Origin of the sequence: Pseudomonas phoenicis, from assembly GCF_047302395.1 — a bacterium.
GTDB lineage: Bacteria > Pseudomonadota > Gammaproteobacteria > Pseudomonadales > Pseudomonadaceae > Aquipseudomonas.
On the sequence record NZ_CP154852.1, the window covers coordinates 161,727 to 185,085 of the forward strand.

General features: G+C 63.6%; 20 protein-coding genes. 11 read left to right on the forward strand and 9 right to left on the reverse strand.

All coding sequences use genetic code 11. The features are described 5' to 3' along the window. The first annotated feature begins 28 nt into the window (after positions 1-28). The 6 genes from AA0Z93_RS00850 to AA0Z93_RS00875 all read left to right on the forward strand — a co-directional run bounded on the left by AA0Z93_RS00850 (position 29) and on the right by AA0Z93_RS00875 (position 6,955). The gene (locus AA0Z93_RS00850; RefSeq protein WP_413046815.1) at positions 29-922 is read left to right on the forward strand and encodes a 2-hydroxy-3-oxopropionate reductase; all 894 of its coding nucleotides are present in this window, start codon (positions 29-31) and stop codon (positions 920-922) included. 127 nt (positions 923-1,049) lie between these two features. Then, positions 1,050-2,324 (forward strand): glycerate kinase, encoded by a 1,275-nt coding sequence (locus tag AA0Z93_RS00855; protein WP_413046814.1) that lies wholly within the window; start codon positions 1,050-1,052, stop codon positions 2,322-2,324. Next, positions 2,321-3,736, forward strand: a complete 1,416-nt coding sequence (gene pyk / locus AA0Z93_RS00860; protein WP_413046813.1) for a pyruvate kinase — start codon at positions 2,321-2,323, stop codon at positions 3,734-3,736. Before AA0Z93_RS00855 ends, pyk begins: the two co-directional genes overlap by 4 nt. Before the next feature lie 157 nt (positions 3,737-3,893). Next, complete coding sequence (locus tag AA0Z93_RS00865) at positions 3,894-4,760, forward strand: urea transporter (RefSeq protein WP_413046812.1); 867 nt, start codon at positions 3,894-3,896, stop codon at positions 4,758-4,760. A 150-nt stretch (positions 4,761-4,910) separates the two neighbouring features. Next, complete coding sequence (locus tag AA0Z93_RS00870) at positions 4,911-5,732, forward strand: ion transporter (RefSeq protein WP_413046811.1); 822 nt, start codon at positions 4,911-4,913, stop codon at positions 5,730-5,732. 224 nt (positions 5,733-5,956) lie between these two features. Continuing rightward, on the forward strand, positions 5,957-6,955 hold the full coding sequence (locus tag AA0Z93_RS00875; RefSeq protein ID WP_413046810.1) for a sulfate ABC transporter substrate-binding protein: 999 nt from the start codon (positions 5,957-5,959) through the stop codon (positions 6,953-6,955). A gap of 346 nt (positions 6,956-7,301) precedes the next feature. On the opposite strand, the gene AA0Z93_RS00880 is transcribed toward AA0Z93_RS00875, so the two are convergent. Further along, a complete protein-coding gene (locus AA0Z93_RS00880; RefSeq protein ID WP_413045967.1) occupies positions 7,302-8,231 on the reverse strand; it encodes an IS110 family transposase in 930 nt (309 codons plus the stop codon). 349 nt (positions 8,232-8,580) lie between these two features. Between AA0Z93_RS00880 and AA0Z93_RS00885 the strand changes: the two genes are divergently transcribed. Further along, complete coding sequence (locus AA0Z93_RS00885) at positions 8,581-10,620, forward strand: mechanosensitive ion channel family protein (RefSeq protein ID WP_413046809.1); 2,040 nt, start codon at positions 8,581-8,583, stop codon at positions 10,618-10,620. Here the strand turns inward: AA0Z93_RS00885 and AA0Z93_RS00890 are convergent. Next, positions 10,617-11,543 (reverse strand): class I SAM-dependent methyltransferase, encoded by a 927-nt coding sequence (locus tag AA0Z93_RS00890; protein ID WP_413046808.1) that lies wholly within the window; start codon positions 11,541-11,543, stop codon positions 10,617-10,619. The genes AA0Z93_RS00885 and AA0Z93_RS00890 overlap by 4 nt on opposite strands. Before the next feature lie 76 nt (positions 11,544-11,619). Then, the gene (locus AA0Z93_RS00895; RefSeq protein ID WP_413046807.1) at positions 11,620-12,519 is read right to left on the reverse strand and encodes a DMT family transporter; all 900 of its coding nucleotides are present in this window, start codon (positions 12,517-12,519) and stop codon (positions 11,620-11,622) included. A gap of 132 nt (positions 12,520-12,651) precedes the next feature. Here AA0Z93_RS00895 and AA0Z93_RS00900 point away from each other — a divergent pair, with 132 nt between their 5' ends. The 3 genes from AA0Z93_RS00900 to AA0Z93_RS00910 all read left to right on the forward strand — a co-directional run bounded on the left by AA0Z93_RS00900 (position 12,652) and on the right by AA0Z93_RS00910 (position 15,839). After that, the gene (locus tag AA0Z93_RS00900; protein WP_413046806.1) at positions 12,652-13,089 is read left to right on the forward strand and encodes an Lrp/AsnC family transcriptional regulator; all 438 of its coding nucleotides are present in this window, start codon (positions 12,652-12,654) and stop codon (positions 13,087-13,089) included. A 471-nt stretch (positions 13,090-13,560) separates the two neighbouring features. Further along, positions 13,561-15,096, forward strand: a complete 1,536-nt coding sequence (locus AA0Z93_RS00905) for an NCS1 family nucleobase:cation symporter-1 (RefSeq protein ID WP_413046805.1) — start codon at positions 13,561-13,563, stop codon at positions 15,094-15,096. A 14-nt stretch (positions 15,097-15,110) separates the two neighbouring features. Further along, a complete protein-coding gene (locus tag AA0Z93_RS00910) occupies positions 15,111-15,839 on the forward strand; it encodes an aspartate/glutamate racemase family protein (protein WP_413046804.1) in 729 nt (242 codons plus the stop codon). Between the two features lie 102 nt (positions 15,840-15,941). On the opposite strand, the gene AA0Z93_RS00915 is transcribed toward AA0Z93_RS00910, so the two are convergent. The 3 genes from AA0Z93_RS00915 to rlmKL form a co-directional block, all read right to left on the reverse strand. Next, complete coding sequence (locus tag AA0Z93_RS00915; protein ID WP_413046803.1) at positions 15,942-16,604, reverse strand: histidine phosphatase family protein; 663 nt, start codon at positions 16,602-16,604, stop codon at positions 15,942-15,944. 182 nt (positions 16,605-16,786) lie between these two features. Then, positions 16,787-17,125 (reverse strand): FKBP-type peptidyl-prolyl cis-trans isomerase, encoded by a 339-nt coding sequence (locus AA0Z93_RS00920; protein ID WP_413046802.1) that lies wholly within the window; start codon positions 17,123-17,125, stop codon positions 16,787-16,789. A gap of 82 nt (positions 17,126-17,207) precedes the next feature. Continuing rightward, positions 17,208-19,409 carry a bifunctional 23S rRNA (guanine(2069)-N(7))-methyltransferase RlmK/23S rRNA (guanine(2445)-N(2))-methyltransferase RlmL gene (gene rlmKL, locus AA0Z93_RS00925; RefSeq protein ID WP_413046801.1) on the reverse strand — a complete coding sequence of 734 codons (2,202 nt, stop codon included), beginning with the start codon at positions 19,407-19,409 and terminating at the stop codon, positions 17,208-17,210. A 550-nt stretch (positions 19,410-19,959) separates the two neighbouring features. On the opposite strand from rlmKL, the gene rmf reads away from it, so the two are divergent. Beyond that, positions 19,960-20,175: a ribosome modulation factor gene (gene rmf / locus AA0Z93_RS00930; RefSeq protein WP_010223328.1), complete on the forward strand. Its 216-nt coding sequence runs from the start codon at positions 19,960-19,962 to the stop codon at positions 20,173-20,175. Positions 20,176-20,286: 111 nt separating this feature from the next. On the opposite strand, the gene AA0Z93_RS00935 is transcribed toward rmf, so the two are convergent. The 3 genes from AA0Z93_RS00935 to sigX form a co-directional block, all read right to left on the reverse strand. Further along, positions 20,287-21,312, reverse strand: a complete 1,026-nt coding sequence (locus AA0Z93_RS00935; RefSeq protein WP_413046800.1) for a quinone-dependent dihydroorotate dehydrogenase — start codon at positions 21,310-21,312, stop codon at positions 20,287-20,289. Positions 21,313-21,575: 263 nt separating this feature from the next. Beyond that, positions 21,576-22,616 (reverse strand): OmpA family protein, encoded by a 1,041-nt coding sequence (locus tag AA0Z93_RS00940; RefSeq protein ID WP_296264186.1) that lies wholly within the window; start codon positions 22,614-22,616, stop codon positions 21,576-21,578. Positions 22,617-22,731: 115 nt separating this feature from the next. Then, positions 22,732-23,322 carry an RNA polymerase sigma factor SigX gene (gene sigX, locus AA0Z93_RS00945; protein ID WP_413046799.1) on the reverse strand — a complete coding sequence of 197 codons (591 nt, stop codon included), beginning with the start codon at positions 23,320-23,322 and terminating at the stop codon, positions 22,732-22,734. Positions 23,323-23,359 lie beyond the last annotated feature (37 nt).

The window sequence follows — 23,359 nt, forward strand, 5'->3', positions numbered from 1 at the left end:
CTTTCCAATAAAAAAGAGGCACCTGCACATGGCTAAGATCGGTTTCATCGGCACGGGCATCATGGGCAAACCCATGGCCCTCAATTTGCTCAAGGCAGGCCACGACCTGTTCGTCTCCGAACACCACAGCAAGGCCCCGGCCGACCTGGTCGAAGCCGGCGCGGTCGCGCTGGCGAGCCCGAAAGAGGTGGCCCAGGAAGCGGAGTTCGTCATCGTCATCGTCCCCGACACCCCGCAGGTCGAGAGCGTGCTGTTCGACGACGGCGGCGTGGCGCAGGGCCTGAGCGCGAACAAGGTGGTGATCGACATGAGCTCGATCTCGCCCACCGCCACCAAGGCCTTCGCCAAGCGCATCGGCGAACTGGGCGCGGCCTACCTCGACGCGCCGGTGTCAGGTGGCGAAGTCGGCGCCAAGGCCGCGACCCTGAGCATCATGATCGGCGGTTGCGAAAAAGCCTTCGAACGCGCCCTGCCGCTGTTCCAGGCCATGGGCAAGAACATCACCCATGTCGGCGCCAGCGGCGACGGTCAGACCGCCAAGGTGGCCAACCAGATCATCGTCGCGCTGAACATCCAGGCCGTCGGCGAGGCGCTGCTGTTCGCCGCCAAGAACGGTGCGGACCCGGCCAAGGTGCGTGCGGCGCTGATGGGCGGCTTCGCCTCGTCGAAGATTCTCGAAGTGCACGCCGAACGCATGATCAAAGGCACCTTCGACCCCGGCTTCAAGATCAACCTGCACCAGAAGGACCTCAACCTGGCCCTGCAAGGCGCCAAGGAGCTGGGCATCAACCTGCCCAACACCTCCAACGCGCAACAGGTGTTCAGCACCTGCGTGGCGCTGGGCGGCGGCAACTGGGACCACTCGGCGCTGATCAAGGGCCTGGAACACATGGCCAATTTCTCGATCCGCGACGAGGACTGAGCCTTTCCGTGCAAGCGCTCGGTCAGCGCTTGCGCACCGTGCAACACCCGCCCCGGATTCGGCCTGCACGGAGGCTGCGTTCGGGGCGGTCTCGATTTCGCACAACAATAACGATTGGGAGCTTGCCATGTCGGACGATCCGCAAACCTTACTCCGCGCGCTGTTCGATGCCGCGGTCGCCGCGGCCCACCCGCGCCAGGTCCTCGAACCCTGCCTGCCCGCCGACCGCAGCGGCCGGGTGATCGTCATCGGCGCCGGCAAGGCCGCCGCGGCCATGGCCGAAGTGGTGGAGAAGCATTGGGAAGGCGACGTCAGTGGCCTGGTGGTGACCCGCTACGGCCATGGCGCCAGCTGCCAGAAGATCGAAGTGGTCGAAGCCGCGCACCCGGTGCCCGACGCCGCCGGCCTGGCCGTGGCCGAACGCGTGCTGGCGATGGTCAGCGACCTCAGCGAAGACGACCGCGTGATCTTCCTGCTTTCCGGCGGCGGCTCGGCGCTGCTGGCCCTGCCCGCCCCCGGTCTGACCCTGGCCGACAAGCAACAGGTGAACAAGGCCCTGCTCAAATCCGGCGCCACCATCGGCGAGATGAACTGCGTGCGCAAGCACCTCTCGGCGATCAAGGGGGGCCGTCTGGCCAAGGCCTGCTGGCCGGCCACCGTCTACACCTACGCGATCTCCGATGTGCCGGGCGACCAGGCCACGGTGATCGCCTCCGGCCCGACCGTGGCCGACCCGACCACCCGCCACGACGCCCTGGCCGTGCTCAAGCGCTACGCCATCGACGCCCCACAGGCGGTGCTCGACTGGCTCGACGACCCGGCCTCGGAAACGGTCAAGGCCGGCGACCCCGTGCTGTCGCGCAGCCATTTCCAACTGATCGCCAAACCACAGCAGTCCCTCGAAGCCGCTGCCGTGAAGGCGCGCCAGGCCGGCTACAGCCCTTTGATCCTCGGTGATCTGGAAGGCGAGTCGCGGGAAGTCGCCAAAGTGCACGCCGGCATCGCCCGGCAGATCGTGCTGCACGGCCAGCCGCTCAAACCGCCGTGCATCATCCTCTCCGGCGGGGAAACCACCGTCACCGTGCGCGGTAATGGCCGTGGCGGGCGCAACGCCGAGTTTCTGCTCAGCCTCACCGACAGCCTCAAGGGCCTGCCCGGCGTCTACGCACTGGCGGGCGACACCGACGGCATCGACGGCTCGGAAGACAACGCCGGCGCCCTCATGACCCCGGACAGCTACGCCCGCGCCGCCGCGCTCGGGCTGTCGGCCACCGACGAGCTGGACGACAACAACGGCTATGGCTACTTCGCGGCCCTCGACGCGCTGATCGTCACCGAGCCGACGCGGACCAACGTCAACGACTTCCGCGCCATCCTCATCCTCGAGACCCCGTACCCATGACCGTCGACAAGAAAGTCAAGATCCTCGCCACCCTGGGCCCGGCCACCCGCAGCGTCGACGACGTGCGCCAGCTGGTCGAGGCCGGGGTGAACATCTTCCGCCTCAACTTCAGCCACGGCGAGCATGCCGACCACGCCCAGCGCTACGAATGGATTCGCGACGTCGAACGCCAGCTCAACCGCCCGCTGGGCATCCTCATGGACTTGCAAGGCCCCAAACTGCGCGTCGGCACTTTTGCCGAAGGCAAGGTGCAGTTGCGGCGCGGCCAACCCCTGCGCCTGGACCTGGACGCCACCCCCGGCGATGCTTCGCGCGTCAACCTGCCCCACCCGGAGATCCTCGCCGCGCTGGAGCCGGGCATGGACCTGCTGCTCGACGACGGCAAGCTGCGCCTGCGCGTGGTGGGCAAGCACCGCGAGGCCATCGACACCGAGGTGGTGGACGGCGGCGAGCTGTCCGACCGCAAGGGCGTCAACGTGCCGCAAGCCTTGCTGGAGCTCTCGCCGCTGACCGACAAGGACCGCCGTGACCTGGCTTTCGGTCTGGAACTGGGGGTCGACTGGGTGGCGCTGTCGTTCGTGCAGCGTCCGCAAGACATCCTCGAAGCCCGTGAGCTGATCGGCGACCGCGCTTACCTGATGGCCAAGATCGAGAAACCGTCGGCGGTGACGCAACTGCAGGCCATCGCCGAGCTGGCCGACGCGATCATGGTCGCCCGCGGCGATCTGGGCGTGGAAGTCCCGGCCGAGCGCGTACCGCAGATCCAGAAAAGCATCGTCGGCGTGTGCCGTCAGTTGGGTAAACCGGTGGTGGTGGCCACACAGATGCTCGAATCCATGCGCTTCTCCCCGGCCCCGACCCGCGCCGAGGTCACCGATGTGGCCAATGCCGTGGCCGAAGGTGCCGACGCGGTGATGCTGTCGGCCGAGACCGCCTCGGGCGATTACCCGCTCGCAGCGGTGCAAATGATGAGCAAGATCATCCGCCAGGTGGAGAACGGCCCGGACTATCAGGCGCAACTCGACGTCGGCCGGCCCAAGGCCGAGGCCACGGTGTCGGACGCCATCAGCTGCGCGATCCGCCGCATCAGCGGCATCCTGCCGGTGGCGGTGCTGGTCAACTACAGCGAATCGGGCGCCTCGACCCTGCGCGCTGCGCGCGAACGGCCGCGCGCGCCGATCCTCAACCTCACGCCCAACCGCCGCACCGCGCGGCGCCTGAGCGTGACCTGGGGCGTGCATTCGGTGGTCAACGACCGCTTGCACCAGGTCGACGAAATCTGCTCCACGGCCCTGGAAATCGCCCAGGCGCAAGGCATGGCGCAGTTGGGCGACACCTTGCTGATCACCGCGGGTGTGCCTTTCGGCAAGCCGGGTACGACTAACACGCTGCGGATCGAGGTGTTGGTGTAGCGGTTTTGCTTGAGCCGACGATAGCGCCCGTATCCGCGCTCAGTAGCACGGCTGGTCGCGGTGCGTTCGTGCTGGGTTAGCTGGTTGGCTGGCTCAAATCAGGCAGGCGGCACCATGAATGTTCACACAGGCATCTCCATTCTCTTGCTGTAGGCCCATGTACACGAAGAACTTCGTCAACCCCTGCCCCGACTGGGCCACCGCCCTGCTCAACGGTTTCAGCCAGGTCTTGCTGCTGCGCAGCCCGCTGTGCGGCCTGTGCTGCCTGCTGGCCATCCTGCTCACCGCCCCGAGCCTGGTCGGCGGCGCCCTGCTCGGCGCCCTCGCCGGCCTGCTCACTGCACAACGTCGCGGCTACGATCGCGCCGACCGTCAGGCCGGCTTGTACTGCTACAACGGTGTGCTGATCGGCATCCTGATCAGCGCGGTGCTGCCGTGGTCGGCCATCTTGCCGCCGCTGATCGTCGCGGCCGGGGGGTTGTCGAGCATCGTCACGCATCAGTGGCGCAAGCGTGGGGGCAAGTTGCTGGTGGCCTACACAGCGCCATTCGTGTTGCTCGGATGGGCCACGTTGATGATGGCCGAGCCGACGGTGCCGGCGGTCGTCGAGGCGAATCCGTTGCACGGATTGTTGCGCGGCGTAGGCCAGATATTTCTGCTGGGCAATCCTTGGGCGGGCTTGCTGATCATGGTCGGCCTGTTCATCGCGCAGCCGTATGCGGCGATGTGGGCGCTGATCGGCTCGGCGCTTGGCGGCGGGGTTGCGCTGCTGGCGGGTCAGGAGCAGGCGGCATGGCTGGGACTGTACGGGTTCAATACGGCGCTGGCGGCGCTGGCCTTCAGCCGGCAAGGGGAGCGACCGTGGGTGACGCTGCTGGCGACCAGCCTGGCGTTGGTGGTGCAGCCGGCGTTCGATGCGATGCCGGTGGCCGGGTTGACGGCGCCGTTCGTGGTGGGGTGTTGGTTGATGCACCTGCGGGAGCGGTTGGCGCGGGGCCGCTTGTGCCATGTAGGTACGGATTGATTCTGTACCGACAACGTCGAGCAGAACGGGGAACAGGAAAACTGGCGCCCACATCCGTCATAATCCTCGCCGATCCCGCGCACTGCCCTTAGGCTTGCGCGGCTGGAAAGCCGCCCCCCGGCTCACTTCACCGCCCGATGGAACCCGTTCATGACCCACCCTGCGAGCCTGCGCGAGCGCCTCTATGTCATCGTCTTCCAAAGCGACACCCCGGCCGGCCGGCGCTTCGACAAACTGCTGTTGTTGGTCATCCTCGCCAGCCTGGTCACGGTCATTCTCGACAGCATCAGCGAAGTCCACCGCAACTATTCAGGTGTACTGGCCGCCATCGAGTGGGGCTTCACCACCCTCTTCCTGCTCGAATACCTCGCCCGCCTGTACAGCTCGCCCAAACCCTTGCGCTACGCCTTCAGCTTCTACGGCCTGGTCGACCTGCTGGCGATCGTGCCGGGGATCATCGCGCTGTACTACAGCGACGCGCAGTACCTGCTGATCGTGCGGGTGATCCGCATGCTGCGCATCTTCCGGGTGCTCAAGCTCAGTCCGTATCTGAGCCAGGCCGATTACCTGCTGAAGGCACTGCGCGGCAGCAAGCAGAAGATCATCGTGTTCCTGGTCAGCGTCTCGACCCTGGTGACCGTGTTCGGCACCTTGATGTATGTGATTGAAGGGCCGGAACACGGCTTCACCAGCATCCCCAAAGGGATCTACTGGGCCATCGTGACCCTGACCACCGTAGGTTTCGGCGACATCGTGCCGCAGACGCCCTTGGGCCAGGTGCTGTCTTCGCTGGTGATGATCACCGGTTACTCGATCATCGCCGTGCCTACCGGCATCTTCACCGCCGAGCTGGCCAACGCCATGCGTGGGGAGCGCTTGCAGCAGGCGTGTCCGCGCTGCGCCAAACCCCAGCACGAACAGGATGCGGCGTTCTGCTCGCGCTGTGGCAGCGGTCTGTTCGGCAAAGACTGAGTGGCTGGGGCGGCGGGCCTACCGGCCAAGCGCTGTGGGAGACTCCGTTCCCGGTAAGGCCTGACGACGGCGATGCCAGGCCTGCGGGCATCGCACCTGACCGACCGCCTACCAAGCGCACTCGTTGGCGTATACCCACCTCACTTTTTGTTCTTTAGCCCAGCCCCAGCCACCCGCTATAGTCGCAGGCGCTGTGCCATCCACCTTCCCTACAAGGATCGATCGTGAAGAAACTCCTCTGCGCATCCCTGCTCGTCGCCGGCCTGGCTTTAGGCAACCTGGCCCAAGCCGCCCCGACGTTGCTCAACGTGTCCTACGACGTGATGCGCGACTTCTACAAGGACTACAACCCCGCGTTCCAGAAACACTGGCAGGCCGAGCACAACGAGAAGGTCGAGGTGCAGATGTCGTTCGGCGGTTCGAGCAAGCAGGCGCGTGCGGTGATCGACGGTCTACAGGCCGACGTCATCACCATGAACATGGCCACCGACATCAACGCCCTGGTCGACAAAGGCCAACTGGTGCCGGACAACTGGGTCACGCGCCTGCCGAACAACAGCGCGCCCTTCACCTCGGCCACCGTGTTCATCGTGCGCAAGGGCAACCCCAAGGCACTGAAAGACTGGCCCGACCTGCTCAAGGACGGTGTACAGGTGATCGTGCCCAACCCCAAGACCTCGGGCAACGGCCGCTACACCTACCTGTCGGCCTGGGGCTACGTGCTCAAGCAAGGCGGCGACGAAGCCAAGGCCCGCGACTTCGTCGGCAAACTGTTCAAGCAGGCGCCCGTGCTCGACACCGGCGGCCGCGCTGCGACCACGACCTTCATGACCAACCAGATCGGCGACGTGCTGGTGACCTTCGAGAACGAAGCGGAAATGATCGCCCGCGAGTTCGGTCGCGATCAGTTCGAGGTCGTGTACCCGAGCGTGTCGGCCGAGGCAGAGCCGCCGGTGAGCGTGGTCGACAAGGTGGTGGACAAGAAAGGCACCCGCGCCGCCGCCGAGGAGTACCTCAAGTACCTGTGGTCCCCGGCCGCCCAGGAGATCGCCGCGCAGAACTACCTGCGGCCGCGCGATGCCACGGTGCTGGCCAAGTACACCGACCGCTTCCCCAAGGTCGATTTCCTCTCGGTGGAGAAGACCTTCGGTGACTGGCGCACCGTGCAGAAGACCCACTTCAACGATGGTGGGGTGTTTGATCAGATCTATACCCAACAGTAAAAACACCTGAAAGACACCTCGCTCGCGGCGCGTATCGCCCAGACTCCCAGGCGATACGCGATTTTCTGTTGGAGCGGTCGATTCGGCGCGCCGATCAACCGCGATGGACAGCGACATGGACCCAATCCGGGCACCGCGTTCATCTTGTGTGATTAAAGTAGAGGCCGTTGGGCCGGCCTTGCCGGTCATCGCGACTAATCGGAGCGCCGAACCGGCCGCTCCCACAGGTCATTGAACTCCCACGCGATACGCGATTTTCTGTAGGAGCCAACTGTCTTTCACCTGCCACCGATCAGCGGTCATGTTCCAGGCGTTTTCATCTTGAAAACGCCCTGAACAGGCGCCGTCACACAGGCTGATCTCGCCACGGCGTACCATCCCTGACCATTGCGTTGAGCCTCACCAACAAGACTCTCATGCACGCCACCAACGCTACCTTCTTTGCTTTACCACGGTTACACAGTCGTTCATAGCGCGCTTTGAAGTCCGGGTTATGGCGCACCATCACCAGTACGCTCATGTACGCTGCCCGTCGTAATTTCGCCCTGCCGCCGTAAATGCTGCGCTTACCACTCTTGGTGCCACTGTCGTTGTTGTAAGGTGCAACTCCGACCAAGGCACCTACCTGTTTGCGGTTCAGATCGCCTAATTCGGGCAAGTAACAGAACAGGCTGGCAATCGTGACAGGACCTATCCCTTTGATCACTTTCAATTGCTCCAGCAGTTGAGCATTTATCTTTTGCGTCTGCTGAGCGATCTGTTTATTGCAGGACTTGATCAGCATCTGCAGCTGCACCTCAAGCGTCTTGTAGGTCTGCTGCACGAACGCCGAGTCGGCCTGTTTGATCCGGCGTCGATTGTCGTCGCGTTGCTGGACCAGGCTTTCGCGCTGATTGACCAGCTGGGTCAACTCCTCGCGGTCTGCGTCGGGCTGGCAGCAGGGCTCTTCGTCAAGGTTGGCAGCGAACCGTGCCAGGATACGAGCATCGATTTTGTCAGTCTTGGCGCGCTTGTTCATTGAAAGCGCATACGAGCGGGCACGTACAGGATTGACGCGCTGAACTTTGAAGCCAGCACCCGCCAGCAACCTCACCGCCAACTTCTCATAACCGCCTGTGGCTTCCACAAGCACGCGATGGACGTCGTGCGCTTTGAAGTAATCCATGGCACTCGCCAGCCCTTCAGGCGTGTTGGCTACAGAGAGATCATCGGCTTGGGGATGCAGGGCAATCTGCAACGTCGCTTTAGAAACATCGATTCCGGCATAGGCAGACATGAATAAATTCTCTAGGCTCAGAAGTGAGAGATCACTCTGGCTTAGCTCCCGCTTGTTGTTCGAGGTCGGACTCAGTCAACTGTTCGAGCTTAAGGCCAGAGTGAGAAGAGTGGGCGACAGCTTGGCTCCTACACGTGCTCCAGGGCACCCCGGCGGTACAGCTGCCGCTCACTCCTCTCACCTTCGAATTTAGCTGCTTTGAAGACACAAGCGGTGGTTCGGCATTCCGATTTAGCCGCGATGGCCGGCAAGGCCGGCCCAATGGCCCCACCCCATCGAACTTCCCGCCACTAAGCCACTCAGTTTCCTGACTACCCCTGCCCGCTCACCCCGGCCCGAGGATCGATCAGTGCTGCGTTTTCTCATCCCGCTTTTGCTTGGCTGTCTGCTGAGCACCCACCTGTTGGCCGCCGACCCGGCGCCCAGCGAAGAGCCACCCGCCGAACCCGCGCCGGTCTTGCAAGGCGGCCTGCTCGGCGCCCTGGCCGACGGCCTGGACAGCGCCGGTAAAGAGCTGGACCTCGACGAGCACCTGGTCGACGCCTGGCGCCTGCGCACCGACCGCGCCAGCCAGGAAGTCGAGCGCCTGGTCGACAAGCATTCGGCCAGCGACACCCTGCAACTGTTCGTCGACTTCATGCTGCTGACCCTGGCGTGGGCCGGCAGCTTCGTGGCGCTCAACCTGCTCGGCCGCCTGCTCGCCAAGCGCCTGGCCGCCACCGCCTGGATGCGCGGGCGTGTGCGCATGCGTGCGCTGCTGGGCTACCTGCTGCCCTATACCCTGCCGGCCTTGGCCGCCTTGCCGCTGACGGTATACGCCAGCCGCTTCGTCGACCCGTCGATCGCCCGCGCCATGGGCCTGAGCCTGGCCTATGCCACCAGCAGCGGCCTGTTCTCGACCTCGATCATCCTGTGCCTGATCACCCTGTTCGACGCCGGGCACAAGCGCCGCGCCGTGGCGGCGATTCGCCGGCTCGCGCCCAAGCCGCTGTTCCTGATCGGCTTCCTGGCGGCCTGGAGCGATGCCTTGACCAGCCCGCAGATCGCCCGGCAGCTGGGCAGCAACATCACCAGCAGCGTGGCGGTGCTCACCGGCCTGATCGCCACCGCCATCTTCGCCAGCCTGGTGTTGCGCCTGCGCAGGCCGGTGGCGCACCTGATCCGCAACCGCGACCTCAACGAGCGTCTACAGCACCGCGCCGTACAGGAAACGCTGCGGATCTTCTCCAAGGTCTGGTACCTGCCGATCCTGCTGATGATCCTGGTCTCTGCCGTGCACCTGATCGGCGCGGGCGAGGAAAGCCAGAAGGCCTTGCAGAACGCCTTGCTGACCACGGTACTGCTGGTGGCTGCGGTGTTCCTCAGTACGACGCTGCAACATGTGCTGGCCCCGCGTACGCCCGACAACGGCCAACGCACCCGCCCCTATAAGGAGCTTGTGCGCAGCCTGGCCCACGCGCTGTTGCGCATCGCCATGGCCGTGGCGTTCATCGAGTTGCTGGGACGTATCTGGGGCTTCTCGGTATTGGACTTCGCCCTGAGCAACAACCTGGGCAAGGCGATCAGCAATTCGGTGTCGAGCATCGGCCTGATCCTGCTGGTGACCTGGCTGCTCTGGGTGGTGCTCGACACGGCCATCCAGGAAGCGCTCAAGCCGGCGGTGGGTCGCCGCGCGGCGCGGCAACCGAGCACGCGGGTGCGGACCATTCTGCCGATGCTGCGCAATGCGGTGAAAGTGATCCTGATCGTCATCTGCACCATCACCACCATGGCCAACCTGGGCATCAACGTGGCGCCGCTGCTGGCGGGTGCGGGGGTGATCGGCCTGGCCATCGGCTTCGGTTCGCAACAGCTGGTGCAAGATGTGATCACCGGGCTGTTCATCCTCATCGAAGACACCATTTCCATCGGCGACTGGGTGGTGCTCGACTCGGGCCACGCCGGCACCGTGGAAAGCCTGACCATCCGGACCTTGCGCCTGCGCGACGGCAAAGGTTTCGTGCATTCGGTGCCGTTCGGCCAGATCAAAGCGGTCACCAACCAATCGCGACAGTTCGCCTATGCCTTCTTCTCGGTGCAGTTCACCTACGACAGCGACGTCGATGTTTCACTGTCGCTGATCCATGAGGTGGGCCAGTCGATCACCGCCGATCCGCTGCTCAACAGCAACTTGCAAGGGCCGTTGCAGGTGTTCGGCGTCGATCGCATGGACCTCAACGGCTTCGTCCTGACCGCGCAGTTCCGCACCATTTCCGGGGGCCAGTATGCGGTGAGCCGCGCCTTCAACGAGCGTTTGAAAAAGCGTGTCGACCAGACCGACAACGTGAACTTCGCCCAGGTCTACCCTGTCCGCTTGCCAGGGGTCGAGGCCCCGGCCACGCCGGTTTAGGCGGCGACGAACACCAGCGCCTTGAGCCCGCCTTCAGGGTCGATGTCGGGAAACTCCGGCGGGTTGTCCAGACGCTCGACGAAGCGCAACTGCGGTGCCTGCTCGGCCATGCCGTCGAGCAGGAACTGCGCGCCGACACCCGGGTCGTTGACGCAGGCCAACACGGTGCCGCCTGCGGCCAGCAGCTCCGGCAGACGGCGCAGGATCTTGGCGTAGTCCTGGGTCAGCACGAAGCTACCGCGCTGGAAGGTCGGCGGGTCGATGATGATCAGGTCGTAAGGCCCGTACTTGCGCACCTTGCCCCACGACTTGAACAGTTCATGGCCCAGGTAGGCCACGCGCGAGGCGTCGTGCCGGTTCAGGCGGTGGTTGTCGCGGCCGCGGGCCAGGGCCGATTTGGCCATGTCGAGGTTGACCACCTGCTCGGCGCCACCGGCGATCGCCGCCACGGAAAAGCCGCAGGTGTAGGCGAACAGGTTCAACACGCGCTTGCCTGCCGCCTGCTCGCGGACCCAGCGCCGACCGTGACGCATGTCGAGGAACAGCCCGGTGTTCTGCCGCACGCCCAGATCGAGCAGATACGTCAGGCCATCCTCCACCACTTCGCGCTGCACGCAGGGCTCACCTAGCAGCCATTGGCCCGGGCTGTCGGGCAGGTAGCGGTGTTGCAGCAAAATCGCCTGGCCGTGCCACGCCGGCCCCTCGGCGAGCCGGCGCAACATGGCTTCGAGCTCTGTCAGTTGCTCGGGCGGCAACTCGCGGAACAGCGCCACCGACAACACGCCCTGCAACCAATCGACGGTGATCTGTTCCAGCCCCGGCCAGCAGCGACCGCGGCCATGGAACAGGCGGCGGGTTTCCGCTGGCGGCGGATCAAGGGCGATGAGCAGGTGCTGTTCGAGGGTCTGGATAGGCGAAGTCATGGCAGGGCCGCAAGCTGAAAAGCGCGCATTCTACCGGCTTTGCCGGCGGCCTTGGCGCTTCGTCGGCGCCGATCGTTCAACGGTCGAGCGCAACCGGTTTGGCTGCAGCGAACCACCACCCCTGCTGCATGCCTGCGGCGGCCAGCAGGATCAGGCCGACACCCAACCATTGCAAGGCGCCCAAACGATGCCCGAACGCCACCCAGTCGACCAGGATCGCCGCGACAGGGTAGATGAACGTCAGCGCCCCGGTGAGCGCGGTAGGCAAACGCTGAATGGCGCTGTAGAGCAGCACGTACATGACCCCGGTGTGTATCAGACCAAGCGTCACCAGACTGGCCCACTGCCCCGAGGCCTGCGGCAGGCTCACGGGCATCACCCACGGCGCCAGCAGCACTGCACCCGTCAGCACCTGTACCAAGGCGATCACGTGGGGCGGTGTGCCGCGCAGGCGTTTGATGACCACGGCAGCCAAGGCGTACAACAGCGCCGCTCCCAGTGCCAGGGCGATGCCCACAAGATAGTCGTCGCCCTGCGCTCGGCCCTGGCCATGCGCGGCAGCGATGGCCAAAACCCCGGCGAAAGCGACGGCCAGCCAAGTCAGCTTGGCCACTGTGATCTTCTCGCCGAGAAACAAGCCCGCCAGGCCAAGCAGCAGGAACGGTTGCAGGTTGTAGACCGCCGTGGCGATGGCGATCGACGCCCGCGAATAGGCGGCGAACAGCAGCAGCCAGTTGCCGACGATGGCCACCCCGCTGAGCACTGCCCAACCCAACGCGGCCCGGGTGAGCACGCCCCCGTTCAGATGCCCCAGCGCCGCACAGATCAACCCTAGTGCCAGGCTGCCGAACACACAGCGCCAGAACACCACCTCGATCACCGCCTGGCCGCTGACCAGCACGAACCAGCCGATGGTGCCCGAGATCAACATTGCCGCGACCATTTCCAACGCACCACGCCGTACTGAGCCGTTCATCCCGCACCTCCTTCGAATGGAGGAACAGTATGGGAAATGGCACGTAGCCCCTCCAGATCTTAAACAAGGTCAAACGTCGCTCTGGCCTTTACTATCAAGGCCAATACCGTTTCTCACCTGACGAGGCTCGTCATGATCGACCCAATCGACCAGCTGCTGGTCAACGCGCTGATGCAAGACAGCCGCCGCTCGCTCAAAGCGTTGGCGCAGATCAGCGGGCTCTCGGCGCCCAGCGTCGGAGAACGCCTGCATCGTTTGCAGGAGCGCGGTGTGTTGCGCGGCTTCACGGTCGAGGTCGACCCGCGCAGCTTCGGTTACCAGCTACAGGCCATCGTGCGTATCCGCCCACTGCCCGGTCGCTTGCAGGAAGTGGAACGCCATGTGATCTCCACTCCCGAATTCACCGAATGCGACAAAGTCACGGGTGAGGACTGCTTCATCGCACGCTTGCATGTGCGTTCCATGGAGCAACTGGACACCTTGCTCGATCGCTTGAGCCTGATCGCCGAAAGCAACACCGCGATCATCAAGAAGAGCCCGGTGAAACGGCGATTGCCACCGATGGATTGAGCGCGCTGTATACACGGCAGTGTGTATATGAATGGCAGCCATTTATTTTGTACACACCCCTGTAACCTAAAGTGTCAAAACTGTGTGCACTTTTTACAGCCTACGCCCCAAGATGTTACACGTTGCGCGTTCAAATAGTTGACTAAAGGATCAACTAATCGGGCTTTCAAAATTTGTGAACTAGTCCTTCTATCATTTTTTTTAACATATAAATCAATAGCTTAATCATTCAACTCAGAATTCTTCGAGTGCTTTGGGGCTCACGGTTGTCATGTCCTGGCATGGAACTCGCTTTCATGCACTCATGTTTTGTATACAACTTGAACAAAACATAAGTACAAGAACTCGCAGCGCCGACCCAATGCCGGCAGTTGCGCCCAGAACCCAGTGATGCCCACGCTGCACTGACGAGACGGCCCGCCTTGCACCGGCCCCCTCATCGCAGTCCACGCGCATCAGGAGCCTGCCGGAATGAGCACCAGCCTCAACCTTGCCCCTGAACACCCCATCGCCCCCCCGACCCCCACCTCCACCCCACTCGACGCGTTGCCGCCGGATCTGCAACTGAGCCCACGCCTGCACAACCGCGACCTTGCGCCGACCCGCCTGGCCGGTCGCCGCTGGGGCGGCTACAGCATCTTCGCGCTGTGGACCAACGACGTGCACAACATCGCCAACTACTCCTTCGCCATGGGCCTGTTCGCCCTGGGGCTGGGTGGCTGGCAGATCCTCGTGTCGTTGGCCATCGGCGCAGCCTTGGTGTACTTCTTCATGAACCTGTCGGGCTACATGGGGCAGAAGACCGGAGTACCCTTCCCGGTCATCAGCCGCATCGCCTTCGGCATCCATGGCGCGCAGATTCCGGCGCTGATCCGCGCGGTCATCGCCATCGCCTGGTTCGGTATCCAGACCTACCTGGCCTCCGTAGTGCTGCGCGTGCTGCTGACGGCGGTATGGCCACAAGTGGCCGCATACGACCACAACAGCGTGCTGGGGCTGTCGAGCCTGGGCTGGGTATGTTTCGTAGCGATCTGGGTGGTGCAGTTGGTGATCCTCGCCTACGGCATGGAGATGGTGCGCCGCTACGAAGCCTTCGCCGGTCCGGTGATCCTGCTGACCGTGGCCAGCCTGGCCTTCTACATGTACTTCAAGGCTGACGCGCGCATCGCCTGGTCGGTGGCCGAACCGCTGCGCGGTTACGAGATGTGGCGCAACATTTTCGCCGGTGGTGCGCTGTGGCTGGCCATCTACGGCACCCTGGTGCTGAACTTCTGTGACTTCGCCCGCTCCTCGCCATGCCGCAAGACCATCCGCGTCGGCAACTTCTGGGGCTTGCCGGTGAACATCCTGGTGTTCGCGATGATCACCGTGGTGCTCTGTGGGGCGCAGTTCAAGATCAACGGCCAGATCATCGACAGCCCGACGCAGATCGTCGCGACCATTCCGCACACCGCGTTCCTGGTGCTGGGTTGCCTGGCGTTCCTGATCGTCACCGTGGCGGTGAACATCATGGCCAACTTCGTCGCGCCGGCCTTCGTGCTCAGCAACCTGGCGCCACGCCACCTGAACTTCCGCCGTGCCGGCCTGATCAGCGCCACCCTGGCGGTACTGATCCTGCCGTGGAACCTGTACAACAGCCCGGTGGTGATCGTGTACTTCCTCTCGGGCCTGGGCGCCCTGCTCGGCCCGCTGTACGGCGTGATCATGTCCGACTACTGGTTGCTGCGCAAAGGCTGCATCAACGTGCCCGAGCTCTACAGCGAGCACCCGGCCTGCGCCTACCACTACAGCCGCGGCGTCAACCTGCGGGCGGTCGCCGCCTTCGTGCCGGCGGCGGCCTTGTCGATCGTGCTGGCGCTGGTGCCCAACTTCCACAGCGTGGCGCCGTTCTCCTGGCTGATCGGTGCAGGCATCGCGGCGGCGATCTACCTGCTGATCGCGCCGCGCCACCGTGTATACCAAGACGTCAGCGGCGAATGCATCGCCGTCGACCACAGCAGTCACTGAGCAAGGATTTTCCGATGCGTATTCTGATCGTCAACGTCAACACCACCGAGGCCATCACCGACGCGATCGCCGAACAGGCGCGCAGCGTGGCCGCGCCGGGCACCGAGATCGTCGGCCTGACGCCCTGGTTCGGCGCCGAGTCGGTGGAGGGCAATTTCGAGAGCTATCTGGCGGCCATCGCCGTCATGGATCGCGTCCTGGCCTATGACGAGCCGTACGATGCCGTGATCCAGGCCGGCTATGGCGAGCACGGCCGCGAAGGTTTGCAGGAGCTGCTCGACGTGCCGGTAGTGGACATCACCGATGCGGCGGCCAGCACGGCCATGTACCTGGGCCATGCCTATTCGGTGGTGACTTCGCTGGACCGCACCGTACCGCTGATCGAAGACCGCCTGAAACTGTCCGGCCTGTACGACCGCTGCGCCTCGGTGCGCGCCAGCGGCCTGGCCGTGCTGGAGCTCGAATCCGACCCTCGGCGCGCGGTGCAGGCCATCGTCGAACAGGCCGAGCGTGCGGTGCGTGACGACAAGGCCGAGGTGATCTGCCTGGGCTGCGGCGGCATGGCAGGGTTGGACGAAGAGATTCGGCAGCGCACGGGCGTACCGGTGGTCGATGGCGTCAGCGCGGCGGTGACCATCGCCGAGTCGTTGGTGCGGTTGGGGCTGAGCACGTCGAAGGTACGTACCTATGCCAAGCCCCGGGCGAAGAAGGTGATCGGCTGGCCGCCTCGGTTGGGCCGCTGACGCAGAGCATGGCCCGAACACGCGGGCGGCTGGGACGCCAGCTCGCCCGCCATGGGCAGCGACGCCGCCCTCAGCTCAGGTGTGGGTCCAGACAGAGTGGAATCAGGTCGGGCAGCTGTGCTCGCCGCCGTCCAGCCCCTGGCGTACGTTGCGGCTGAGCAGGCTGGCCTTGCCGTCATGCCAGGTCAGGGTCAGTACGTAGAGGGTGTCGAAGTCGTCGCCGCTCCAATCGTCGGTGATGGTGTGCTTCTGGCCGGTGGCCTTGTCGGCCACGGCGTTCAGCAGGTCGGGCAGATAGCCATGGGACCACGCCGTGTAGACCGTGGCGTTGCGATATTTGTCGCGCATCAGCTCGTCGGCCAGGTCGTCGACATCGTTGGCATCGAAGTCGATGTTCACCGGCAGACCCAGGCGGATCGCACTCGGGGTGATGGTCATCAAGGGACGGATGTAGCTGTAGCTCAGGTCCTGACTGCCTTCTTCGACATGCCGGGTGGGGTTGGCGGCGAATACGTAATCGGCGTCGCCGAAGCGCTCGGGCAGCACTGTAGCCAGGTCGATGGCGCGGTTGAGGCCTTGGCAGTTGAGCTGGCCCAGGCCTTCGCCGGGTTTCTCGGCGTGACGCATGAAGACCAGGGTCTGGGTACCGTCGACGGGCTCGGCGCGACGGTCATTCACATACAGCGCTGCGGGCACGCTGGCCCCTACGAGGGCCAGACCCAGTAACAGGTGGCGACGACGACGGAGAAAGGCAGGCAACGTCATAAGCAGGCTCTTGCGGCGAAAGGAGAAAGCCCACAGGCAGACGCCGTCCATTGCCAGGCGATTAGGCTGGCAGGAGAGGGTCAAGCCTCGGGTGGAACCTCAGAGTGCGATCAGCGTGTTTTGTTCCCGACCGACCTTGCCTGATTGAGTCTAATGGCCTCTCATTGCCAGAACATGACCACTCAATCGTCGCGAGTCAGCACCTGCAACACCTCGATTTCGAAGGTCAGATCGGCATAAGGTGGGATTTTGCCCATGCTGCGTTCGCCGTAGCCCAGTGCCGCCGGTACGACCAGGCGACGCTTGCCGCCTTCGCGCATGCCCATCAGGCCCTGGTCCCAGCCTTTGATCACGCGGCCGGTGCCGATCACGCACTGGAAGGGTTTGCCGCGCGACCAGGACGAATCGAATTCGCTGCCGTCGGCCAGCCAGCCGGTGTATTGCGTGGTGATCAAGGCGCCTTTGACGACCGCCTTGCCCTCGCCTAGGACCAGGTCGGTGATATGTAGTGTGTCGCTCATGCAGAAGTCTCGCGCAAGTTGGAGGGATCGCGTTCGCTGGCCGCGACTCACCATGCAGGGAGCCGCGGCCCGGGTGGCGGGCTCAACGCAAGGTGATGCGCCAGGCGCGGTGGATGCGGTTGTTGCGCGCGAAGTCCGGATCCAGGGTCTGCGCGGTGATGTCTTCCACCGCGTAGCGCTGGGTCAGATGCTCGTCGAGCTGGAACTTGCGGAAGTTGTTGGAGAAGTACAACACGCCGCCCGGCGCCAGGCGTGCCATGGCCAGGTCGAGCAGCTGCACGTGGTCGCGCTGCACGTCGAACACCCCTTCCATGCGCTTTGAGTTGGAGAAGGTCGGCGGGTCGATGAAGATCAGGTCGAAGCTGTCGGTGGCCGCTTGCAGCCAGGCCATGACGTCGCCCTGCTCCAGACGGTTACGCTCGGAGAAACCGTTCAGCGCCAGATTGCGCCGCGCCCAATCGAGGTAGGTTTTCGACAGGTCGACGCTGGTGGTGCTGCGCGCACCGCCCTTGGCCGCATGCACCGACGCCGTGGCGGTGTAGCAGAACAGGTTGAGGAAACGCTTGCCGGCGGCCTCGCGCTGCATGCGCATGCGCATCGGGCGATGGTCGAGGAACAGGCCGGTGTCCAGGTAATCGGTGAGGTTGACCAGCAGCTTGACGCCGCCTTCGCTGACTTCCTGGAAACGGCCCTCGGTGGCCTGGCGCTCGTACTGGCGGGTGCCGCTCTGGCGCTCGCGGCGCTTGAGCACCACGCGCTGCGGGTCGATGCCCAACGCCTGGGGAATCGCGGCCAGGGCATCGAGCAGACGGCCTTGGGCCTTTTCCGGGTCGATGGAACGTGGCGCCGCGTATTCCTGCACGTGCACCCAGTCCTGGTAGAGGTCGACGGCCAGGGCATATTCGGGCATGTCGGCATCGTACAGGCGGTAGCAACCGATCTGCTCGCGACGGGCCCATTTACCCAGCTGCTTCAAGTTCTTCTGCAAGCGGTTGGCGAACATCTGCGCACCTTCGGACAAGCGCGCCGGCTCATGCACGACCGGCGCCTGCGGCTGATGCGGCGCGGATGGCGCGTCGTCGGAAACGCTCTGGCGCCGCTCGCCGGTGACGAACTGATCGGGCTGCACCTTGAACAACAGCAGCTTGCACGGCAGCGCGCCGTTCCAGAAGGCGTACTGCTTGTGGCTGCGCAGGCCCATGCGCTTGCCCAGCTCCGGCGCTCCGGTGAACACCGCGGCGTCCCAACCCATGCATGCCTGGCGCAGGCGCTCGCCGAGGTTCTGGTAGAGGTACAGCAGGCTGGCTTCGTCGCCCAGGCGCTCGCCGTAGGGCGGGTTGCTGATGACCAGACCCTTCTGGTTCTGGTCGGGACGCGGCTCGAAGGTGCCGACTTCGCCCTGGTAGATCTTCACCCAGTCGCTGAGCCCGGCGCGCTCGACGTTGTTGCGTCCCGGCTGGATCAGGCGTGGGTCGGCCTCGTAACCGCGGATCCACAGCGGCGGCTTGGCCAGGCCCGCTTCGGCACGGGCCAAGGCTTCGTCGTGCAGTTTGCGCCACAAGGCCGGCACATGGCCGAGCCAGGCGCTGAAGCCCCAGCGTTCGCGCTTGAGGTTGGGGGCGATGTCGGCGGCGATCATCGCGGCCTCGACCAGGAAGGTACCGACGCCGCACATGGGGTCGGCCAGCGCGCCGCCTTCGGCGGCGATGCGTGGCCAGCCGGAACGGATCAGCACCGCGGCGGCGAGGTTTTCCTTGAGCGGCGCGGCGCCCTGCTGCAGGCGATAGCCGCGCTGGTGCAGGCTATGGCCGGACAGGTCGAGCGAGAGGATCGCCTCGCCACGGTCCAGACGCAGGTGCACGCGCAGGTCCGGGTTGAGTTTGTCGATCGAAGGGCGCAGGCCTTCGCGGTTGCGCAGTTTGTCGACAATCGCGTCCTTGACCTTCAGCGCACCGAAGTGGGTGTTGTCGATGCCCGAGCCGTGGCCGCTGAACTCCACCGCCAGGGTGCCGTCGGCCGCCAGGTGGTCCTGCCACTCGACACCATGCACCCCGTGATAGAGGTCTTCGGCATCGCGCATGCTGAAGCGCTCGAGCACCAGCAGTACGCGGTTGGCCAGGCGTGACCAAAGGCACAGGCGATAGGCGGTCTCCATGTCGGCCGCGCCGCGAATGGCCGAGGTGTGTTCGCGCACTTCGGTCAGGCCCAGCGCGCGGGCTTCCTCGGCCAGCAGGCCTTCGAGGCCCTTGGGGCAGGTGAGATAGAGTTCGATGAGGTCCGACATGAGTAATCCAGTGCCTTCAGGCTGAGTGAGTGGCAGGTCGACACAGGGTCCCCACCGAGGTTTTGCCGCACGCCTTTCAAGTGGTCGTGCGGTTGGCCATGCGCTGGGCAATGGCCAGGCCGGCTGAGCGATCGGGTTTTGGCGAGTGCCAAAGGTATTCGAGCGCCAGACAGTATGAAAAATTTCTCGACGTTACGCGTCGAGCACAACCCTTCGTCGTATTACGTCGCTTCGATAGCCACCTACGCAATAGGCTGGCCTAATGATTTCAGATGCGCGTAAGCAACTGATCGGCCGGCGGTTTTGGGGTGATGATTTTGAGTCGCATTTATTTACTTATCCCCCCACCTTCGGAAACGTTACCTTCTTATGACAAATCGATCATTCACACCCTGATCGTGTTTCGTTAGAACTGACCCCAGGCCGCTTCGCAACGCAGCGGCACTACCAGCTCGCCACGCCGGCAGCGAGTGCAAACCGGCAGAACGATTCTGCCCGACCTCCCAGAGGTCGACGGGACATTACAGTCAACAAGTGAGGGCAACACCCTATGAGAAGACTTAAGCGTGATCCGTTGGAAAGAGCTTTTTCTCGTGGCTATCAGTATGGAGTGACCGGTAAATCCCGCGAACTCTGCCCCTTCACCCTGCCTTCCGTGCGCCAGGCCTGGATCAACGGATGGCGTGAGGGCCGAGGCGACAACTGGGATGGCATGACCGGCACCGCAGGTATCCACAGACTCAACGAACTTCACGCCGTTGGCTGAACCAGAACACTGAATCCGCACTACTCCAAGCGCCCCTCCAAGGCGTCGGGCCAATGCCCAAAGGGCCTTCAGACGAGGCCCTTTTTTATGTCCGCTTTCCAGGTGTGCGTTTCAGCTGCGTTTGAGTGCAGCGATGGCGTCCACGGCTTCACGGATCAAGGCAGGGCCTTTATAGATGAAGCCCGAATAGATCTGCACGAGGCTGGCCCCGGCCTCGATCTTCTGCGCGGCATGCCGGCCTTCGGTGATGCCACCCGCTGCGATGATCGGCAGCTTGCCGCCCAGCTCCCCCGCCAGCACCTTGACCGTGTGGGTGCTCTTGTCCAGCACCGGCGCGCCTGACAAGCCCCCCGCTTCGCCCGCATTGGGCAAGCCTTCGACGCCTTCGCGACTCAGCGTGGTGTTGGTGGCGATGACTGCATCCATACCCGAAGCCATGAGCGCGGCTGCCACCAGCGCGGTCTCTTCGTCGCTCATGTCAGGGGCGATCTTGATCGCCAGTGGCACACGCTTGCCATGCTGGGTAGCCAACTGCTCGCGCCGGGCCGCCAGGGCATCAAGCAATTGCTTGAGCGAATCGCCGAACTGCAAGGTACGCAACCCCGGCGTGTTGGGCGAGCTGACGTTGACGGTGATGTAGCTGGCGTCGGCATAGACCTTCTCCAGGCACAGCAGGTAGTCGTCCTGGGCGCGCTCCACGGGGGTGTCGAAGTTCTTGCCGATATTGATGCCGAGCACACCACGGTATTGGGCCGCGCGCACCCGACCCAGCAGGTGGTCCACGCCCAGGTTGTTGAAGCCCATGCGATTGATGATCGCGTTGGCCTCGGGCAAGCGGAACAGACGCGGCTTGGGGTTGCCCGGCTGCGGACGCGGGGTAACCGTACCCACTTCGACGAAACCGAAACCCAGTTGGGCGAAACCGTCGATGGCGGTGGCGTTCTTGTCCAGACCTGCGGCCAAGCCCACCGGGTTGGCGAAGTTCAAGCCCATCACCCGTACCGGCGCCGCGACTGGCTGCTTGCACAGCTTGGCGTTGAGCCCCAGGCGGCCACCGGCACCGATCAGGTCCAGGGACAGGTCGTGGGAGGTTTCCGGAGAAAGCTTGAACAGCAGCTGGCGGGCCAGGTTATACATGGGCGGGCAAGACTCGGAAGGCGTGGGGTGGCGATTATAGCCAGCACCGGGCTCGGGCGACAGGCCCGGGCGTCCAACCCTTGCGGCTGGCGGCGATGAAACATCGTGAGGCCCAGCCTGAGGTTGGCGGGAACGCTTGGAAAATAGCCGCTAAAGCGCTGTATCTCCGGTAGCGACGGATTCGCTCGATACCTGAAGAATGGCGAACCCCATGAATAGAAAAACCCGGCCGAAGCCGGGTTTTTCATGAAGCGTCAGACCAATTACTTGGCTTGGGCTTCTACTTGAGCTTCAACGCGGCGGTTGACAGCGCGACCTTCTTCGGTGGCGTTGTCAGCGACTGGGCGCGACTCACCGTAGCCAACCGAATCAACACGGCTGGATTCTACGCCGTACTGCTGGGTCAGTACTTGTTTGACAGCGTTGGCACGACGCTCGGACAGCTTCTGGTTGTAAGCGTCTGGACCTACGGAGTCAGTGTGACCTTCCACGGTGGTGGTGGTCTGTGGGTACTGCTTCATGAAGTCAGCCAGGTTCTTGATGTCGCCGTAGCTGTTAGGCTTGACGACCGACTTGTCGAAGTCGAACTTGACGTCCAGCTCAACGCGAACGACTTCGGCAACGGCCGGGCAGCCATCAGCGTCAACGGTGACGTTGGCTGGGGTGTCTGGGCACTTGTCGACGTTGTCGCAGACGCCGTCGTTGTCGCTGTCGGTGCAGACGTCAGCAACTGGAGCCGGGGTCACTGGAGCTTCTTGGGTTTTCGGGCTGCCACCGAAGTTCAGACCAACGCCAACGCTCGGTGCCCACTCGGTGTCACCTTGGTCGATGTTGTACTGGGCTTCAACGCCGGCACGGGCGTAGAACATGTCGGTGATGTACCACTTGGCACCAGCGCCCAGGTTGGCGAAGGTGGAGTGGTCACGACCGCCGCGGAAGCTCTGGCCCAGGGACTGGTGGGAGAAACCAGCCGACACGTACGGACGGATGGCGTCGTACGGGTTGTTGAAGTGGTAAACGGCGTCCAGGGCGGTGTTCGAGCCCTTGATGTTCTTGCCGTCGTCGCCACGGGCGTTGTGCACTTCGTCGTAACCCAGACGCAGTTCGACGTCGTCGGTCAGGAAGTAGCCGATCGAGCCACCGAACAGGTTGCCGTCGTTTTTGAAGTCGCGCTGGCTGTCGAAGAATTCTTTCTTGTAGAAGATTTCGGTTTCGACAGCGCCTTGGCCTTGAGCCATAGCGCCGAACGAGGCGGCAGCTACGAGCGAGCCAATGGCCAGGCCCAGAGTATTTTTCAGTTTCATCCGTTTGAATCCCCATCTGATGGTAGTTAAGAAGTCCCTCCACCATCCGGGTGAAGGCACGACTCGACGACGAGTCTAGCAGACTCGCCAGTTGATTAGAGAGACCTGCAAGCGACTAAGTTTCAGCCAACCCTGCAAATTTTTCCCTCAATTTATCAAGTGCGCGCTTGTACCGCATTTTGGTCGCGCTCAGCCCCATGTGCATGATGTCCGCAATCTCCTGGAATTCAAGTTCCGCGACGAAGCGCAGTACCAGGATTTCTCGGTCGATCGGGTTCACGTGCACCAGCCACCTATCCAGTCCGCCTTTTTCTTCGGGCTTGGGAGCCTTGTCCTCGGACGCCTCTTCGATAGGGTCGAGACTCAAGGCATCCATCAGCCGTCGTTTGCGTCGCTCCTTGCGATACTGGGTAATGCACTCGTTGTAGGTAATGCTGTAAAGCCAGGTCTTGAATTTCGACTTCCCCTCGAAATTCTTGAGCCCGTAAAGCACCTTGAGCATCACTTCCTGACAGACATCATCGGCATCACGGTCGTTCCCCAGATAACGTGCGCACACGTTGAACAGGGTCCGCTGATAGCGCCGCATGAGCTCTTCATAGGCACGAGTGACGTGAAACAGCTCCTCATGCGAACGCGCCACCAACTCCTCGTCGGAGAGCTCGCGGGGATCATAACGCACGGGTAGCGAGTGAACTTTATTCAAAGCGAATCTGGCCGACAGTCAGGTCAATGTCGCAGCG

What these genes read in the sequence shown, in the direction of transcription:
- rmf (WP_010223328.1), top strand. Translation starts at nt 19,960, where the DNA reads ATGAGAAGACTTAAGCGTGATCCGTTGGAAAGAGCTTTTTCTCGTGGC.
- AA0Z93_RS00905 (WP_413046805.1), top strand. Translation starts at nt 13,561, where the DNA reads ATGAGCACCAGCCTCAACCTTGCCCCTGAACACCCCATCGCCCCCCCG.
- rlmKL (WP_413046801.1), bottom strand. Translation starts at nt 19,409, where the DNA reads ATGTCGGACCTCATCGAACTCTATCTCACCTGCCCCAAGGGCCTCGAA.
- AA0Z93_RS00880 (WP_413045967.1), bottom strand. Translation starts at nt 8,231, where the DNA reads ATGTCTGCCTATGCCGGAATCGATGTTTCTAAAGCGACGTTGCAGATT.
- AA0Z93_RS00900 (WP_413046806.1), top strand. Translation starts at nt 12,652, where the DNA reads ATGATCGACCCAATCGACCAGCTGCTGGTCAACGCGCTGATGCAAGAC.
- AA0Z93_RS00865 (WP_413046812.1), top strand. Translation starts at nt 3,894, where the DNA reads ATGTACACGAAGAACTTCGTCAACCCCTGCCCCGACTGGGCCACCGCC.
- AA0Z93_RS00855 (WP_413046814.1), top strand. Translation starts at nt 1,050, where the DNA reads ATGTCGGACGATCCGCAAACCTTACTCCGCGCGCTGTTCGATGCCGCG.
- AA0Z93_RS00920 (WP_413046802.1), bottom strand. Translation starts at nt 17,125, where the DNA reads ATGAGCGACACACTACATATCACCGACCTGGTCCTAGGCGAGGGCAAG.
- AA0Z93_RS00870 (WP_413046811.1), top strand. Translation starts at nt 4,911, where the DNA reads ATGACCCACCCTGCGAGCCTGCGCGAGCGCCTCTATGTCATCGTCTTC.
- AA0Z93_RS00915 (WP_413046803.1), bottom strand. Translation starts at nt 16,604, where the DNA reads ATGACGTTGCCTGCCTTTCTCCGTCGTCGTCGCCACCTGTTACTGGGT.
- AA0Z93_RS00890 (WP_413046808.1), bottom strand. Translation starts at nt 11,543, where the DNA reads ATGACTTCGCCTATCCAGACCCTCGAACAGCACCTGCTCATCGCCCTT.
- AA0Z93_RS00935 (WP_413046800.1), bottom strand. Translation starts at nt 21,312, where the DNA reads ATGTATAACCTGGCCCGCCAGCTGCTGTTCAAGCTTTCTCCGGAAACC.
- AA0Z93_RS00910 (WP_413046804.1), top strand. Translation starts at nt 15,111, where the DNA reads ATGCGTATTCTGATCGTCAACGTCAACACCACCGAGGCCATCACCGAC.
- AA0Z93_RS00940 (WP_296264186.1), bottom strand. Translation starts at nt 22,616, where the DNA reads ATGAAACTGAAAAATACTCTGGGCCTGGCCATTGGCTCGCTCGTAGCT.
- AA0Z93_RS00850 (WP_413046815.1), top strand. Translation starts at nt 29, where the DNA reads ATGGCTAAGATCGGTTTCATCGGCACGGGCATCATGGGCAAACCCATG.
- pyk (WP_413046813.1), top strand. Translation starts at nt 2,321, where the DNA reads ATGACCGTCGACAAGAAAGTCAAGATCCTCGCCACCCTGGGCCCGGCC.
- AA0Z93_RS00895 (WP_413046807.1), bottom strand. Translation starts at nt 12,519, where the DNA reads ATGAACGGCTCAGTACGGCGTGGTGCGTTGGAAATGGTCGCGGCAATG.